14 protein-coding genes and 1 pseudogene are annotated in these 13267 nt (G+C 61.2%); 7 read left to right on the plus strand and 8 right to left on the minus strand.

The annotated features are described in order from the left end of the window. The first annotated feature begins 92 nt into the window (after window positions 1-92). Entirely contained in the window at window positions 93-1034 is a 942-nt protein-coding gene (gene nudC, locus ACWGDB_RS39375) for an NAD(+) diphosphatase (protein ID WP_453826867.1), read from the plus strand. A 68-nt stretch (window positions 1035-1102) separates the two neighbouring features. On the opposite strand, the pseudogene ACWGDB_RS39380 reads toward nudC, so the two are convergent. After that, window positions 1103-1198 (minus strand): annotated as a pseudogene (locus tag ACWGDB_RS39380) (NrdH-redoxin); the annotation flags it as partial. A 140-nt stretch (window positions 1199-1338) separates the two neighbouring features. Here ACWGDB_RS39380 and ACWGDB_RS39385 point away from each other — a divergent pair. Beyond that, the gene (locus ACWGDB_RS39385) at window positions 1339-2895 is read left to right on the plus strand and encodes a recombinase family protein (RefSeq protein ID WP_453826868.1); all 1557 of its coding nucleotides are present in this window, start codon (window positions 1339-1341) and stop codon (window positions 2893-2895) included. Between the two features lie 164 nt (window positions 2896-3059). On the opposite strand, the gene ACWGDB_RS39390 is transcribed toward ACWGDB_RS39385, so the two are convergent. Then, window positions 3060-3593: a DUF6415 family natural product biosynthesis protein gene (locus tag ACWGDB_RS39390; protein ID WP_453826869.1), complete on the minus strand. Its 534-nt coding sequence runs from the start codon at window positions 3591-3593 to the stop codon at window positions 3060-3062. A gap of 160 nt (window positions 3594-3753) precedes the next feature. On the opposite strand from ACWGDB_RS39390, the gene ACWGDB_RS39395 reads away from it, so the two are divergent. Then, window positions 3754-4905, plus strand: a complete 1152-nt coding sequence (locus ACWGDB_RS39395; RefSeq protein ID WP_453826870.1) for a helix-turn-helix domain-containing protein — start codon at window positions 3754-3756, stop codon at window positions 4903-4905. Between the two features lie 358 nt (window positions 4906-5263). On the opposite strand, the gene ACWGDB_RS39400 is transcribed toward ACWGDB_RS39395, so the two are convergent. From ACWGDB_RS39400 to ACWGDB_RS39420, 5 genes are all read right to left on the minus strand, one after another. After that, window positions 5264-5629 carry a WhiB family transcriptional regulator gene (locus ACWGDB_RS39400; RefSeq protein ID WP_453826871.1) on the minus strand — a complete coding sequence of 122 codons (366 nt, stop codon included), beginning with the start codon at window positions 5627-5629 and terminating at the stop codon, window positions 5264-5266. A gap of 1 nt (window position 5630) precedes the next feature. Continuing rightward, entirely contained in the window at window positions 5631-6185 is a 555-nt protein-coding gene (locus tag ACWGDB_RS39405; protein ID WP_453826872.1) for a hypothetical protein, read from the minus strand. A gap of 14 nt (window positions 6186-6199) precedes the next feature. Next, the gene (locus ACWGDB_RS39410) at window positions 6200-8347 is read right to left on the minus strand and encodes an AAA family ATPase (protein WP_453826873.1); all 2148 of its coding nucleotides are present in this window, start codon (window positions 8345-8347) and stop codon (window positions 6200-6202) included. A 51-nt stretch (window positions 8348-8398) separates the two neighbouring features. Next, a complete protein-coding gene (locus ACWGDB_RS39415) occupies window positions 8399-8575 on the minus strand; it encodes a hypothetical protein (protein WP_453826874.1) in 177 nt (58 codons plus the stop codon). Window positions 8576-9205: 630 nt separating this feature from the next. Continuing rightward, on the minus strand, window positions 9206-9388 hold the full coding sequence (locus ACWGDB_RS39420; protein ID WP_453826875.1) for a hypothetical protein: 183 nt from the start codon (window positions 9386-9388) through the stop codon (window positions 9206-9208). Window positions 9389-9618: 230 nt separating this feature from the next. Between ACWGDB_RS39420 and ACWGDB_RS39425 the strand changes: the two genes are divergently transcribed. From ACWGDB_RS39425 to ACWGDB_RS39435, 3 genes are all read left to right on the plus strand, one after another. Beyond that, window positions 9619-10254: a hypothetical protein gene (locus ACWGDB_RS39425; protein WP_453826876.1), complete on the plus strand. Its 636-nt coding sequence runs from the start codon at window positions 9619-9621 to the stop codon at window positions 10252-10254. 63 nt (window positions 10255-10317) lie between these two features. Next, window positions 10318-10986: a hypothetical protein gene (locus ACWGDB_RS39430; protein WP_453826877.1), complete on the plus strand. Its 669-nt coding sequence runs from the start codon at window positions 10318-10320 to the stop codon at window positions 10984-10986. Window positions 10987-11345: 359 nt separating this feature from the next. Next, a complete protein-coding gene (locus ACWGDB_RS39435) occupies window positions 11346-11846 on the plus strand; it encodes a hypothetical protein (RefSeq protein WP_453826878.1) in 501 nt (166 codons plus the stop codon). An 89-nt stretch (window positions 11847-11935) separates the two neighbouring features. Here ACWGDB_RS39435 and ACWGDB_RS39440 read toward each other — a convergent pair whose 3' ends face one another. Next, a complete protein-coding gene (locus ACWGDB_RS39440; protein ID WP_453826879.1) occupies window positions 11936-12061 on the minus strand; it encodes a hypothetical protein in 126 nt (41 codons plus the stop codon). Between the two features lie 650 nt (window positions 12062-12711). Between ACWGDB_RS39440 and ACWGDB_RS39445 the strand changes: the two genes are divergently transcribed. Then, a complete protein-coding gene (locus ACWGDB_RS39445) occupies window positions 12712-12933 on the plus strand; it encodes a hypothetical protein (RefSeq protein WP_453826880.1) in 222 nt (73 codons plus the stop codon). The last annotated feature ends 334 nt before the right edge of the window (window positions 12934-13267 follow it).

The following is a 13267-nucleotide window of genomic DNA, read 5'->3' on the forward strand; positions in this document are numbered from 1 at the left end:
CGAGCCCCGATGGACCCGGTCGCCTCCCGTCGCACGTCCCGCCGATCCACCCGCCGAAGCACACCGTTCCACTGGGGGAGTTGGAAGCACCCGTGACCACTTCGACCGACCACACCGCCGACCGCCCCATCTCGCTCACCGCACCGAGCGGCATCGACCGCGCCGCCCACCACCGGCTCGACGAGGCCTGGCTCGCGGCGGCATGGAGCCACCCCACGACCCGCTGCTTCGTGGTCTCCGGCGGTCAGGTCCTCGTCGACGAGACGGCGGACGGCCGCACCGAACTCGTCATGACCCCCTCCTTCGAGGCCCCTCTCACCGAGGCGCACCGCTACTTCCTCGGCATCGACGAGGACGGTGTCAGCTACTTCGCCCTTCAGAAGGACGCACTGCCCGGCCGTATCGACCAGTCCGCCCGTCCGGCCGGCCTGCGCGAGGCGGGCCTGCTGCTGTCACCGCGCGACGCCGGCCTGATGGTGCACGCCGTCGGCCTGGAGAACTGGCAGCGCACCCACCGCTTCTGCTCCCGCTGCGGCGAGCGGACCGTGATCGCCGCGGCCGGCCACATCCGCCGCTGCCCCGCCTGCGGCGCCGAGCACTACCCGCGCACCGACCCCGCAGTGATCATGGCGGTCACCGACGAGGACGACCGCATCCTGCTCGGCCGCCAGGTCCACTGGCCCGAGGGCCGCTTCTCCACGCTCGCCGGATTCGTCGAGCCGGGCGAGTCCATCGAGCAGACGGTGCGCCGCGAGGTCTACGAGGAGGCCGGTATCAGCGTCGGGCAGGTCGAGTACGTCGCCAGCCAGCCCTGGCCCTTCCCGTCCAGCCTCATGCTCGGCTTCATGGCCCGCGCCACCTCCACCGAGGTCAACGTCGACGGCGACGAGATCCACGAGGCCCGCTGGTTCTCCCGCGAGGAACTGCACGCCGCCTTCGAATCCGGCGAGGTCATGCCGCCGTACGGCATCTCGATCGCGGCCCGTCTGATCGAGCTCTGGTACGGCAAGCCGCTGCCGACCCGCGGGGTCTGAGCGCAAAGAGAGGGTGGCCGCCCCGAGCCGGGACGGCCACCCTCTTCATGCGCTTCGATGCGCGTCGTTCACACGCTGATCTTCTGCTTCACCTGAGCCAGCGACGGGTTCGTCAGCGTCGAACCATCCCCGAACAGCACGGTAGGCACGGTCTGAGGTCTTCCCTCCGGGGGTGCACGGCCCTGACCAGGGACGTTTCATATGAAGCGGGAATATCGTCCCGTTTTATGACGTTCCCTTGACGGTGGTCACGCGACGGAGGCAGAAGGGACCTCGGGGTGCCCCACCAGCCGGAGGGGCAAGCATGGCAGCCACACGCGCACTCGGGGTGATCCGTCTATCGGTCGGCAACATCAACCAGACCGGTGAGGACACGCAGCGACGCAAGATCGAAAACCGCACCGTTGCCGATGAAGTCGAACTGGTCGATTGGGCTACTGACCTGGACGTCTCGGCAAGCTTCAGCCCGTGGGACCGTCCTCAGCTTGGGCAGTGGCTGAAGGAACGGATCGATGACTTTGACGTGATCTACGTCTTCAAGCTGGACCGTATCGTCCGCTCGGTCCGTGACCTCTCGAACCTTCTCGACTGGTGCGACGAACACGGGAAGTCGCTGGTCTCGGTTGAGGAGGGATTCGACCTGTCCAAGCCGTGGGGTCGGACAATCGCGAAGATCCTTGCGGTACTGGCCGAAGCAGAGCTGGAGATGATCAAGGAGCGCATCTCGAACTCTCGACTCGCGATGCGCATCAAAGGCCGTTGGCCTGGTGGCCTGGTGCCGTTCGGACGCGTCTCCGTACCGTCCGAGGACGGCGACGGGTACACCCTGGAATTCTGCCCCCAGTGGGGTCCGTGGCTGCTCAACATGATCGAGAAGTTCGGAGAACTCCGATCCTTCTCCGGGGTGGCCGACTGGTTGAACGAGAACAACGTTCCGACCACGCAGGACATTGCCCGCATGCGGGCTCAGAAGGCCGGTCACACGAACACCAGGCTCGGCAAGGACAAGGCCAAGGTTCGGGGACGTAAGTGGACTGCTACGTCCGTACAGGCCGTGCTCACCAGCCGGAGCCTTCTCGGTGAGTACGTCAGGGCAGACGGCACGATTGAGCGGAACCCGGACGGAACCCCGATCCTGCGCTCTGTGCCGGTGCTCACCCCGGAACAGTTCGATGAGCTTCAGTCCGTCATCGAGACCGTGAAGTACACCAAGGGGCCGAAGAGGACTTCACCGCTGCTCGGCATCCTGTACTGCGACGGATGCGAAGAGCCGCTGTACTACGTCAGGGAGTACGGGAACAAGAAGGCTCGGTTCAGGTGCCAAGGCAACAAGTCCAAGGGCATCCCAGCCTGCAAGGGCCACTCGTACCCCGCAGTCAAGATCATGCGTGAGCTGGAGTACGTGTTCCTGAAGAGCCTCGGTCACCTGAGCATCCGCGAGAAGGTGAAGCTGTCCGACGACAAGACGGCCGTTGCCATCGCTGTACTGGACGGACGCATGAACCAGCTCAGCGACGAATTCAAGCGCGGGAAGCTGTCCGCTACCGAGTTCGCCGCGATGATGTCGGAGACAGCCAAGGAGCACGAGAAGGCATCCAAGGACGTCGGTAAGAAGCAGACCTGGACGCTCCGCGACACGGGGCAGACGTTCTCTGAGTGGTGGACTGCGACCGAGGACGACGTTCAGGGACGACGCGAAAAGATGGTCCACTGGCAACTGAAGATCAAGCGCGGTGAACGCGGTCTGAGGTGGGAGGTTGGCGACAAGGTGCGGGCTGAGATCACACCAGGACGCGCGAGCCGGCCTGTGCACGGGTTCATCGCACCGCAAATGCTCGACAAGCTGAAGCTAGCCGCGTAGCAGCCCTGAGCGGGCTGTAGACGCAAGAGAGGGACACTCACGGCGGCGAGTGTCCCTCTCGGTCTGTGAGGCGCCGTAGCGGCCTCTCAGACACATTGCGTGACCCTATCGCGACTGTGGTCACCTATGGCCCCGTGTCGTGGGGCGGACGGCCGTGGAACGGCTCAGACTGTGGAGGCTCGACGACGCCGAGCAGCCTTGTAGGCCCGGTCTAGTTCGTCGGCGGTGTCACAGGGGAGGTTCAGGTTCACCCCGTTACCGTCTACGGCCGAACACGTCTTGCAGGAAGCGACATGATCGCCCAGTGCCAGGAACGCGACTTGAATGGGTTTGATCACGTCGCACTCAAGAGCCCCGTAGTGCCGGATCAGAGCGAGCACACAACGGGCCAACCGCTGTGCATGGCCCACTAGTTGGGGCACGGTCGTACCGGGGTCGGCATAGATGCGCGTCCGGGCTTCCTGAACGCCAGCACGGGCGCAGATGGCGGGGGTGTGGTTCTTGGCGTAGTGCCCTGTTGCTGCCTCTACGTCCGGCACCAGGACCATGACCATGCCTCGGAGAAGCAAGATCATCGTCTCAAGCTCATCCGAGTCCTCGATCAAGGCTCCGGCTGAGATCACTTCCTGTGCTGTCCGGCGCATGGTCTCGATGTCTGCGGGCTGGCTCTCGGTGGTTCGGTCGGCGGTACCGTTCATCGGGTCGACTCCTAGGGTCGGCTCCCCCCGGATCACGCTGCCTGTGGTCCGGGGGTTTCTTGTTGCGTCTGTCGAGCCAACCGATGTGGCGTACCCGTAGGGCAGTTGACCAGCGTTGACTAAGCTGAACGTCAACAGTCATCACTGCACGGGTGGGGCCATGATCGACTTGGGGACTGAGGTACGGGCAGCGCTGAAGGCGCAGGGCAGGAGCCTCAGGGGTGCGGCCAAAGACCTGCACTACGACGTTGCCTACCTCAGCCGAGTCCTGAGCGGGAAGCAGGCTCCCTCAGCAGAGCTGATCCAGGGGCTCAATGAGTACCTGGGGCTGTCCCTGAGTGCTCAGGACAGCGGCCCCCACGATGACGAGATGGACGCTTGGGAGCTTGCTCGACGCGTCCAGGCGAGCGACGTAGGCAACGCCACCCTTGAGCGTCTTGAGATGACCTTTGACCGCTTGGCCATGGCGTACCCCAAGGCTGATCCGGCGTCATTGCTTACTCAGGTACGTAAGCATTCCAAGTACGTGGGGAAGCTTCTGGACGGTAAGAAGACCCTGTCTGAGCACCGACGCTTGTTGGTGCTCGGGGGATGGCTCTCGCTCCTGGGTGCCACAGTCCATATCGACCTCATGCAGGACGACGCTGCTACGGCTCGACTGGAGACAGCAGCCACCCTTGCCCGCGAAGCCGGCCAACGCGAGATCGAAGCCTGGTGCTTCGAAACCGAGGCTTGGCGGCTGCTGACCGATGGGGACTACGACCAGGCCGTTGACCTCTCCCGCGCGGCTCAGGAGATTGCTCCTGTTGGCACCTCAGCGATGATTCAGGCAACAGCCCAAGAGGGCAGAGCACATGCCCGGCTCGGTGAAGGGCCAGAGACTTACGCGGCCATCGAGAAGGTTCAGCATCTCGCCTCGGCTATGGGCACTCCGGATACGCCTGAGCACCACTACCGCTACGACCCTGCCAAGTCGCTCTCGTACACAGCGACAACCCTTGCGTGGCTCGGAGACGCGGCAGCAGAGCCGTACGCCCGGGAGGTCATCAAGCGTCTGAGCCCGAGTGACGACGTGACCAAGTGGCCTAGGCGGGTAGCGTCTGCCAACATAGATCTAGCCTTGGTTCTCCTCAAGGAAAACCGCTTGGATGAAGCGTGCGACTCGGCACAGAAAGCGATTCTGAGCGGACGGGTAGTCCCCTCGAACCACTGGCGTGCCCTTGAGGTAGTTACGGCTGTTGAGGCTCGACAGCTACCCGAGAGCGCAGACCTGCGAGAGGCGTATCAGGGTTTAAAAGCCATCGAGCAGTAGACATAAAGAAGCCCTGGACCACCCTCGTGGGTCCAGGGTTTCTGTGTATGGGTTACTCAGCGGTGGTCTCCCACCCAATGATCCGAATGACTTCGGACGCAATGTCTTCTGGCCTCAAGTCGGAGCGCTCGGCACGGATCTTCTCGTACAGATGGTATTCGTAAAGGTCGTGCGCGAAGGTTTCTAAGTCGTACTCATTCATGGTCAGGCATCCTTTCGGTAAGTGTGGTATCGCCCTCCTTCGATTGCTCTCATCCCGAGCGTGTCGCCTTCTTGCAAGATCAATTATATCAAGCCTGGTCCGGGCTGCTTTCCGCAACTCGGGATAGTGAGGGGTGGGCGTCTCCCACCCCTGTCCCTACCTACGGTCCAAAGACTTCAAGATGTCATAGTCAAAACCGTGCTTCAGTCGGTCTTCCCTCAGGAAACCTCCCCAGATCCCGTAGTCACGCCTCAGGCAAGCAGCCTGTAGGCACTCAAGCCGTACGGGACACTCGTTCCAGCACACGGCTATGGCTTCCTTCGCCATATCTCGGTCACCCGGAGTGCTAGGGAACCAGTACTCAGAGTCCAACTGTGAGCTTGCGCAAGCCGCTTGATCTATCCAGTCGGCCCCGACTGCCTCGTTAGCTGATGCGGCTCTCTTGAGATGACCTTCCAGTTGACCATCAATCTTGCGTCTCTCCGCTTGCAGCTTACGAAGAGTCTCTAAGTCATCATCCATGTCATCCGCACTCCCCGTGTTCGAAACGGGCCGAGCGTGCTTTGGTCAACGCCTCAGGTAGATCTTTGGCCTTTTCATGCACCGGAACCCAACCAGTTTTAACGAACCCCTGCCACGTCCCAAGGTCGCCAGGACTCACCATGGGTGCCGATTCAAGCGACTCCCCCAACTTGGGCAAGGGGTCGGTCGTTTCAGGGCCAGCAGTCCAGGACTGGCACAGAAGACCGTATGGTCCCGTTTCGGAAACGAGAAAGGGGATTCGCGGGATATCGCCCACCAGAATCCTGAAACGATGTCCGCTCCTCCACTCTTCTCGTGCTACTTCCTCGCATCTGAGCTGATCCCGCTTGGTCGGCTTCCCGCCCTTAACTTCAATCCATGCTTTCGTTTCTGGGAGCCAGAAGTCCGGTAGGTACCGGCCGTGTTGGGTCTCAAACCCTTGCGGTTCGTAGTTCCACTCGATGCCGAGGGCATCAAAGAACACAGCCCATCGAGCCTCAAGACGGGAACGGAACCTGCATCCTGCGTAGCGTGTTTCAATTGCCTTAATAGCCATGCTAGTTCTCCTTATCAGCGTAGTCCGCACGATCCATCGCACGCGATCTGGTGGGTCGGGCGGAGCTTGCGTGTGCGCTGTGCGTCTTCCAGGGTTTTTGTCGACCCCTTGCAGCCGTTCTCACGGAGCCAATCAGTGGTCTTGTTGAGACCCCATCCCTTGTCTCCGTCGGGGATGCACTTGTCATCCATGAGTTCAACCATGCCTTGAAGTGTGGACTTGTCCGGTCCCTCCTCAGCTTCCTGCGGACTGGCCGGACGCACCTTCCAGGCCGGAATCAGTTCGTGCTTGGTCTCGCCAGGAGCCCACATGGTGTCGAGGACACGCCCGCGGCGGTAGAAGCCGAGACTATCCGGCCCGAGGCCGGTACGTGTGTGCGTGCGGCCCAGCTCGAAGGTTCCGGCATTCGCCTTCTTCAGCTCATACACGTTGTCTACGTCCTGCTCCTTGGCCGAACCACCACGACCACCTTTTGTCTTGTCCTTACCGAAGTGGTCGATACGCACGATGGTGATTTCGTCGTCATGCTCCTTCAGCGGCACGATGGCGTTGCGGTAGACCTTCAGCCACGTGTTGTTGTCGTTCTCTTCTCCCTCGATGAAGCGAGAGATGGTGTCGATGAACACGACTTTGGCACCGGTCGACTTGACCAGCTCGACGAACACTCGGCCACCCTCGGGGGTGTCGAGACCACCGATGGGCGGGAAGCTCATGAGGGTGAGCAAGCCGAAGTTGGACGGATCAGCCCCGTAGGAACGGAAGTGGTCCAGGAGCGTCGGGCGCGCGTTCTCCTTGTCCAGGTACAGGACGGGTAACGGCTCGTGCTCCTCGGTATCGCCAAGGAACTTCTGTCCGGTGGCGATGCGCCAAGCCCAGTCATGGCAAAGGACCGACTTGCCAACCTTTCCGTCTCCGATGATGGAGATGTAGTTACCGGCGATGGCGAACCCACCAGCCAGGTAGCGGAGATTGCTGTAGTCCTCGGTGAACAGGGTCTCCCAGTCCACTACAGACGCGTTCAGACGGTCGCCTAGGGTCAGGAGCTTCTTCGGCTCAGCGTCGCCCTGCGGGGCTTCTGCGATTTCGGCCGGCTGCTCCGGGGCGGACTGCTCCTCAACCTTGATGCCGAGTCCATCGAGCATCTCCGCACTGAGCCCTTGGGTCATGCCGTAACTGAGCCCGCGCTCAACGAGGTTGAAGACGTCCTCTTCGTCATCGGGCTGCTGCCAGTCCTCCAGGCCGGAGTCCAACGCTGCCTCTACGAGAGCATCCGTGATCTCCGCTTCATCGAAGAGCCCGTGTGCCAGGTACTTACCTGCGTCCGCAGAGCGGAAGTACACGGTGCCGTTCCAGTCACCCGGTAGGGCGTTGCGGACGTTCGTGATGATGTTCTCCATCCACATACGGACTAGCCCGCGTTCGAACGTGCCCAGCTCATCGAGGGTCACGTGTACGCCTAGGAACTCTCCGGGCTCGGGACGGTTACTGACAGCCTGGCTCTTGTCGAGCAGAGGGAGCAGCGGGTAAGCGACGGACGTAGCGTCCAGGAGCAGGGTGTAGGGGAGTCCGTTGACCACCGAGCCCACACCAACGCTGTAGTGCCCGACTCCGCCCTTCACGTCGACCTTGGTGGGGTTGTTGTCGTTGGCCTTGCGTCCCAGGAGCCTGCTGCCGAACGCTGCTGCCCCTCGGTAGATGTCTGTTCCCTCGGGGAGGGTGTAGTCACGGTGCTGTCCGCCCGGAGTCTTCACCAGACGCGTGGTCGGGAAGTCCCCGTGACGCTCGCGGTACTCAACAAAGGCGGGGTTCTCGCCCGGTCCGTCCCAGTCGTCATCAATGATCAGTTGGTTGACTAAGTGCTCTCCGTAGTTCATGTCAGGGTGCTTGGCGAACCAACGTCGAATCACGTTCTGGTTGGTGGTGCCCGCGTAGCAGCCGTGGCACGTATTGCCCTGGGGGTTACCGTCGGCGATGCACTCACAGCGGCTTCCGTCCTTGCACGTGTTGTGAGGGTTCTTGGCGTACTCTCCGTCAACCCAAATCTTGCGAGAGCACTTGGCGCAACCAGCTATAGGGAACTTGGTACCGGGGTTGAGTGGGAAAACGGGGATGCCCTGTGCTGCTCGGGCTAAGGCTAAATCTAAGCGTGGTGTGTGAGTCATAGTGAATCTTTCTCCTTCTAACCCGTCATCGGGTTCTTGGCTGGGTTGGTGTTATCGGTTGCCGCGTGTGGTGAACATGTACTCGGAGAGCTTGTAGCCACGGCCTTCCAGGTGGCTGGTGATGATGCGGCGCAACATCTCTCCGTCGTCTAAGCCCTGCTCTATCGCTGCGTCGTGTAACGCGCGAGCGAGCCAATCGGGCATGCGAAAACTCTTGGGGATCATCATGGGGGTACTCCTAAAGGCGGTGTAGTACTTGGTGCATACGGGCTCGGGGGCAAAGTGAACCGGGCCGATGGAGGCCCGGTTACACCCCTTGAGAGAGGCACATGGATCGGAATGGGTCTGGGAAGGACCTGATCTCTTTGCGCTCTTATCTAATTCTACCCCTATACGCTTGTATAGCTTTCAGCTACTCGTCAACTCAGGTTGACAGTCGAGAGGCCCCCTGGATGCCGTGCGGATGGCTTTTCCAGGGGGCTTCTCGTGCCCTCGGGGCGAACCGTGCCTACCGTTATTTCTGGCGTCAAATCTCGGCGTAAGGGGGGCAGGGAGCCTTGATCCTCGTGAGTTGGGGGCTCGGGCCGGCCGTGGCCCGAGGGGGCCGGAGAGGGCCGTACAGAATTTCGAGGGGGCTCGGGGGAGGCCGCGGGGGTCCGGGAGCTGGTGCGCGAGCACCACCAGGCCACCCCGCTGATGTCCTGAAACGACGGAAGGGCCCTACGCGCGGTCTGCCGTGGGCCCTTCAAGCGTTCGCTAGGGCGAGAGCTGTTCGGAGCCCCGAGCCTAGTCAGAAGCTGTCTCCAGGAGGGGTGTTCCTGGCCGACAGCCGCTCGATATGCGGTTAGATCTGTGGCTCTACTTCCCGTGCCACACGTACATCAGGACGGTAACGGTGAAGACGACCGTCCAGGTTCCCGCTGTGCAACCCGTCTCCACCGCATCCCAGAAGGTGACCTTCTCGGACGACTCCCGGTGGATGATGCCTGCCAACAACCCGACGATGATCGAGAGCAAGCTCCCGATCAGTACGTCTCTCATCCGGTCGCGGGGTGACCTGGGAGGCTCGGGGTTGGGCTGGGCGTTGTGAGGCGCAATTGTCAAGTGCGCCGACCCTTTCATTCCTAAGGGTATGGAGTTGGATAGCACCAAGTATGACGCACATGGCCTACTCGAAGGGGCAGTTGGGGACCCAGGGGCAGGAGCGAACGGAAGCGCTGAGGTTCCTCAAGTACGGGTCGCGGCGGTACGCGGGTGGGCATCATCGGGCTATGTCCACGGGTGTCATCGCGATCATCATCGCGTCAGTCAGTGCCCTCTTCACGGGGGCCAACATGCTCGTCTCCGCCCTGACGTACCGCAGGGTGAGGCCGCGTGTGCAAGTGAAGATCAACTGGACCTTGATGGGCCCGGACTCCACGCGTAAAGCGCTGGAAGGGGATGGGCGCTTCGGCTTTGAGGTCCATCTGAAGAACGTGAGCCCTACTGCGGCCACGGTTAAGGGGTTTCAGCTGGTCACCCGCCACTCAAGGCGGCCCCGACGCTGGGACGACCCCATGCGGTCCGACAAGCAGAAGTTCATTGATCTGGTTCAAGAGGTGCCCATCCTCAAGGAGCACGGCAAGGGGATGATGGTGGAACGGGACAAGGAGCTTCCCGCTTTCGGTGGGCTCCACTGGGATGTTGTGGATGAGTGGGTGGACATCCCGCCTACTGCTTGGGACTACATGACCTTGCAGGTCACACTCACCAACGGGGACCAAGTCCGGGGCGAGTGGTTCCACCGTGGACAGCTACGACTGTTCGCCGAAGAGATGCAGAAGCTCTTCCCCGAGAAGCTGAACGGCTTCCCGATGCTGCGAGAGGCAGAAGGGGAGCAGCCTCCGCGACTTGGCACTGGCGCCTGAAGTTGAGCGCTGATGTTCCTCAAGTGGGGGGCCAACGGGCTTGCTGCTGGGCATCCTTGGCCCATGTCCCTCGCAGCATGGGCGCTCTTGATCGCCTCAATCAGTGCCGTCGGCACAGTGGCAAACATGATCGCGTCATGGGCCACGTTCAAGCGTCGCCGTCCCCGCGTAAAGGTCAGGGCCCGGTGGGTCTCTCGCGCCGAGGATCACGCAGGCGAGTACCTGAACGTAGATTTGACCATCGTGAATCACGGGGAAAGCTCAGTGATCATGCAACCCCTCGGTTTGTTCGCGGTCACCAACGGCAAGGTGAACCGCGCGAAGGGCCTGTGGGTGCTTCTGTGGTACTGGTGCAGTATCCACATGCCGCGAAAGATCGGTATCTGGCGCAAATGGAACTGGGATCGCATGGAGGACTTCACCGATGTCGTCCCGATGAAAATCTCAGGGGACGTCGAACTAGAGGTGGCGCCGTTCAACGGGGTCCGGTGGAGTGGGAAGGTGAGACTTTCCGGGTTCGAAGACACGGACTTCGACGATTTTCAACCTATTACATTCCGAATCGCCGTCATGCTCTCCACCGGTCAGTCGGTATTCTCCGATCCCAGCTTGCTGTCGCTGAACCCGTTTATGACCGGGATTGCTAGGCCCGAGGCGCCGGATCAGCTTTCCCTCTTCCATCTCCCTCAGATCGAGGGGGAGACGCGGGAGCGTGAGGAGTCGGGTAGCTAGTCGGGCTCGTGGTTGGGACTCTTCGGACACTCAGGGTTCCAGCACGTCTCGTGTCCCTTCACCCATACGGACTTGCTGAACGTAACGGCGGGTACCCACTGAACGTCTCGCTCCTGGCCGCACTCGGGACACGGTGACTTGTACTCGGCACGCTCTTGGTCGGTGAACTCACTCTGTTCTGTCATGTCATCCACGCTAGCCGTAGATGTGGGGACCACCCAGGGTTAGTCACTAGCCAGTCTGGCGCCTACTTCCGTTGCGCAGTCCGGCCCAACGGCTGAAGTTGTGCCAGGAGCAGACCAGAGTGCAGAGGAGCGGGAAGGGATGCTTCGTGCCCTTCACTCTCCGAGGGATCATCCATGGCTGAGGCTGCTGTTGACTGGGTAGCACGCAGCATCGCGCTCGGGAGCGCTGGTGTGGCGACCCTCAATATGTTCATCTCCTACCGCACCTTCAGGCGGGCCCGGCCCAAAGTGAAGGTGGCGCTCCTTCGCCACATCGGGAAAGCAGGTATCGAGATGTACCCCGAGGCGAGCGAGTATCAGTTCATTTTGCGGTTCCGCAACAAGGGGACCACTGCGGTATCCGTAGAGCGCATCCAACTGGTGCACTACCCCACCAAGTGGTTTCGCAGCAAAGTCTTCTGGCCGCTAATGGCCATGCGGTTCGAACCGCCAATCAGTTCCAGACCTTTGATCCCCGCGCTGGACGGCATGACCTTTCGCTTCAACGTGGCTAAGGAGGCCCTCTCGGGCATTTCGGTCAGAAAACACCTCAGGTTCCGGGTGCTGCTCTCCAACGGGGAAACGGTCATCAGTCGGAAGATCAAACCTAGCGAGTGGCTGCTACCCGGCGACTGAGCCGGCTGGCCCTGAGGGCTAGGTGGTGCCCAGCCTGGTGGCTCTCGCACACGCGTGAGGGGCACGAGAGCCCATGCCAGGAGCCCCGGTCACCGGTTGCGGAAGCGTCGATATGCCGCGCGCACCTTGGCCGCTGAGTTGATCGTCTTGACCGCTGTGTCATTGAGGCAGGCAATCACGATTCCTGCCCCAAAGATCACTCCAGTCGTGGTCATGACCCATCCTCCAACATCCATAAGCCTCTCGCCTTTCGCTCAGTAGTCCACCAGCCGGTGGAGGGTTGCACACCATGTCAACCCCGGCAACGACGCGGCTTGCTGGATTGGTTACCGCCCAAGCGGTGCGAGCGGGAGCAAGATGAGGGCATTGGGAGAGTGGGCATATGTCCGTACGCCCCCTCACAGGTTTGGGTTCAGATTCCGCGTGCGTCCGCTTCTGATCTTGGGTAGCCGTGGCCGGCTCGTAGAAGCCCCGAGGTGACTACTTCTCTGACATCAGACCTGTTTCCTTACATCCTCCTTATCCCGATCAGGTATCCCGGAGCCCCATCCCGGGGATAGGTCGGGGGATACCTGTGGGGTATCCCGGGGATATCCCGAGGGATGAACCGCGGTCTACAAAAGCCCAGGTCAGAGGGCATCCCCGCTATCCCCGGGATAGGTGGGGATGCTCCGGGATGGTTCAAGCTCTGAGGGGTATCCCCGGTGCCCTCCACCCCATAGGGGAGGGCCCAGGGGGATACCCAGGTTGAAGAGGGGACAAAGAGGGGTACTCAGACGCTCCTTACGCCGGGGCATCCGCCAATCAGATGATGAGCAGTGCGTGTCCGACCACAGCGGACGGGCGGTCTCCGTACGTTGGTCATATGACTTTGGCCGTTGAGTATGTCCAGTTGGCGTTTAGCTGCACGGCTACCAACTGGTTCTTGGGTGTGGGTGCCTTCCTGATGCTCATCTCAATTGGCGGCATGCTTTCGGGGGAGGGACTTGATGAAGCAGCGGGTTGCTTCGGTATTGGTCTTGTGCTGATTGCGGGTATCGCTCTGGTTGGTGTGGGCATCAACTCTCTTGCTGACGGGTGCCAATAGCCGCCAGGCTGTGCGGTTGCTGATCCGGGGGAGTGCAAGTGGCTCGGGGTTCATATCAACCGTGATGCCAGGCTGGAGCTAAGCGCTTGCTTAGTCGACCTGATGAGTTGCGGAAGGTCGGATAGCCGAGAGGGTTTATGATTGGGGGTAGGCAGGAAATAGCAATACCCCTCTGTTTTGTGTTTGTCAAGCTGAATCTGGAATCTTTTCCATGATTTTTTACCCCATTCACCCCGTGTTTGCACTGCAAATCCCATGGTTGAGCCTTTGGTTCCCAGGGTGGGGAGCTTCCCCGCCTTTTATTCCTTATGGAATCTTTATGCACTCTCATTCC

Source organism: Streptomyces sp. NPDC055013, from assembly GCF_053608645.1.

Coding starts and splice junctions, on each gene's coding strand:
- ACWGDB_RS39385 (WP_453826868.1), top strand. CDS start 1,339: ATGGCAGCCACACGCGCACTCGGGGTGATCCGTCTATCGGTCGGCAAC.
- ACWGDB_RS39390 (WP_453826869.1), bottom strand. CDS start 3,593: ATGAACGGTACCGCCGACCGAACCACCGAGAGCCAGCCCGCAGACATC.
- ACWGDB_RS39395 (WP_453826870.1), top strand. CDS start 3,754: ATGATCGACTTGGGGACTGAGGTACGGGCAGCGCTGAAGGCGCAGGGC.
- ACWGDB_RS39400 (WP_453826871.1), bottom strand. CDS start 5,629: ATGGATGATGACTTAGAGACTCTTCGTAAGCTGCAAGCGGAGAGACGC.
- ACWGDB_RS39405 (WP_453826872.1), bottom strand. CDS start 6,185: ATGGCTATTAAGGCAATTGAAACACGCTACGCAGGATGCAGGTTCCGT.
- ACWGDB_RS39410 (WP_453826873.1), bottom strand. CDS start 8,347: ATGACTCACACACCACGCTTAGATTTAGCCTTAGCCCGAGCAGCACAG.
- ACWGDB_RS39415 (WP_453826874.1), bottom strand. CDS start 8,575: ATGATGATCCCCAAGAGTTTTCGCATGCCCGATTGGCTCGCTCGCGCG.
- ACWGDB_RS39420 (WP_453826875.1), bottom strand. CDS start 9,388: ATGAGAGACGTACTGATCGGGAGCTTGCTCTCGATCATCGTCGGGTTG.
- ACWGDB_RS39425 (WP_453826876.1), top strand. CDS start 9,619: ATGTCCACGGGTGTCATCGCGATCATCATCGCGTCAGTCAGTGCCCTC.
- ACWGDB_RS39430 (WP_453826877.1), top strand. CDS start 10,318: ATGTCCCTCGCAGCATGGGCGCTCTTGATCGCCTCAATCAGTGCCGTC.
- ACWGDB_RS39435 (WP_453826878.1), top strand. CDS start 11,346: ATGGCTGAGGCTGCTGTTGACTGGGTAGCACGCAGCATCGCGCTCGGG.
- ACWGDB_RS39440 (WP_453826879.1), bottom strand. CDS start 12,061: ATGACCACGACTGGAGTGATCTTTGGGGCAGGAATCGTGATTGCCTGC.
- ACWGDB_RS39445 (WP_453826880.1), top strand. CDS start 12,712: ATGACTTTGGCCGTTGAGTATGTCCAGTTGGCGTTTAGCTGCACGGCT.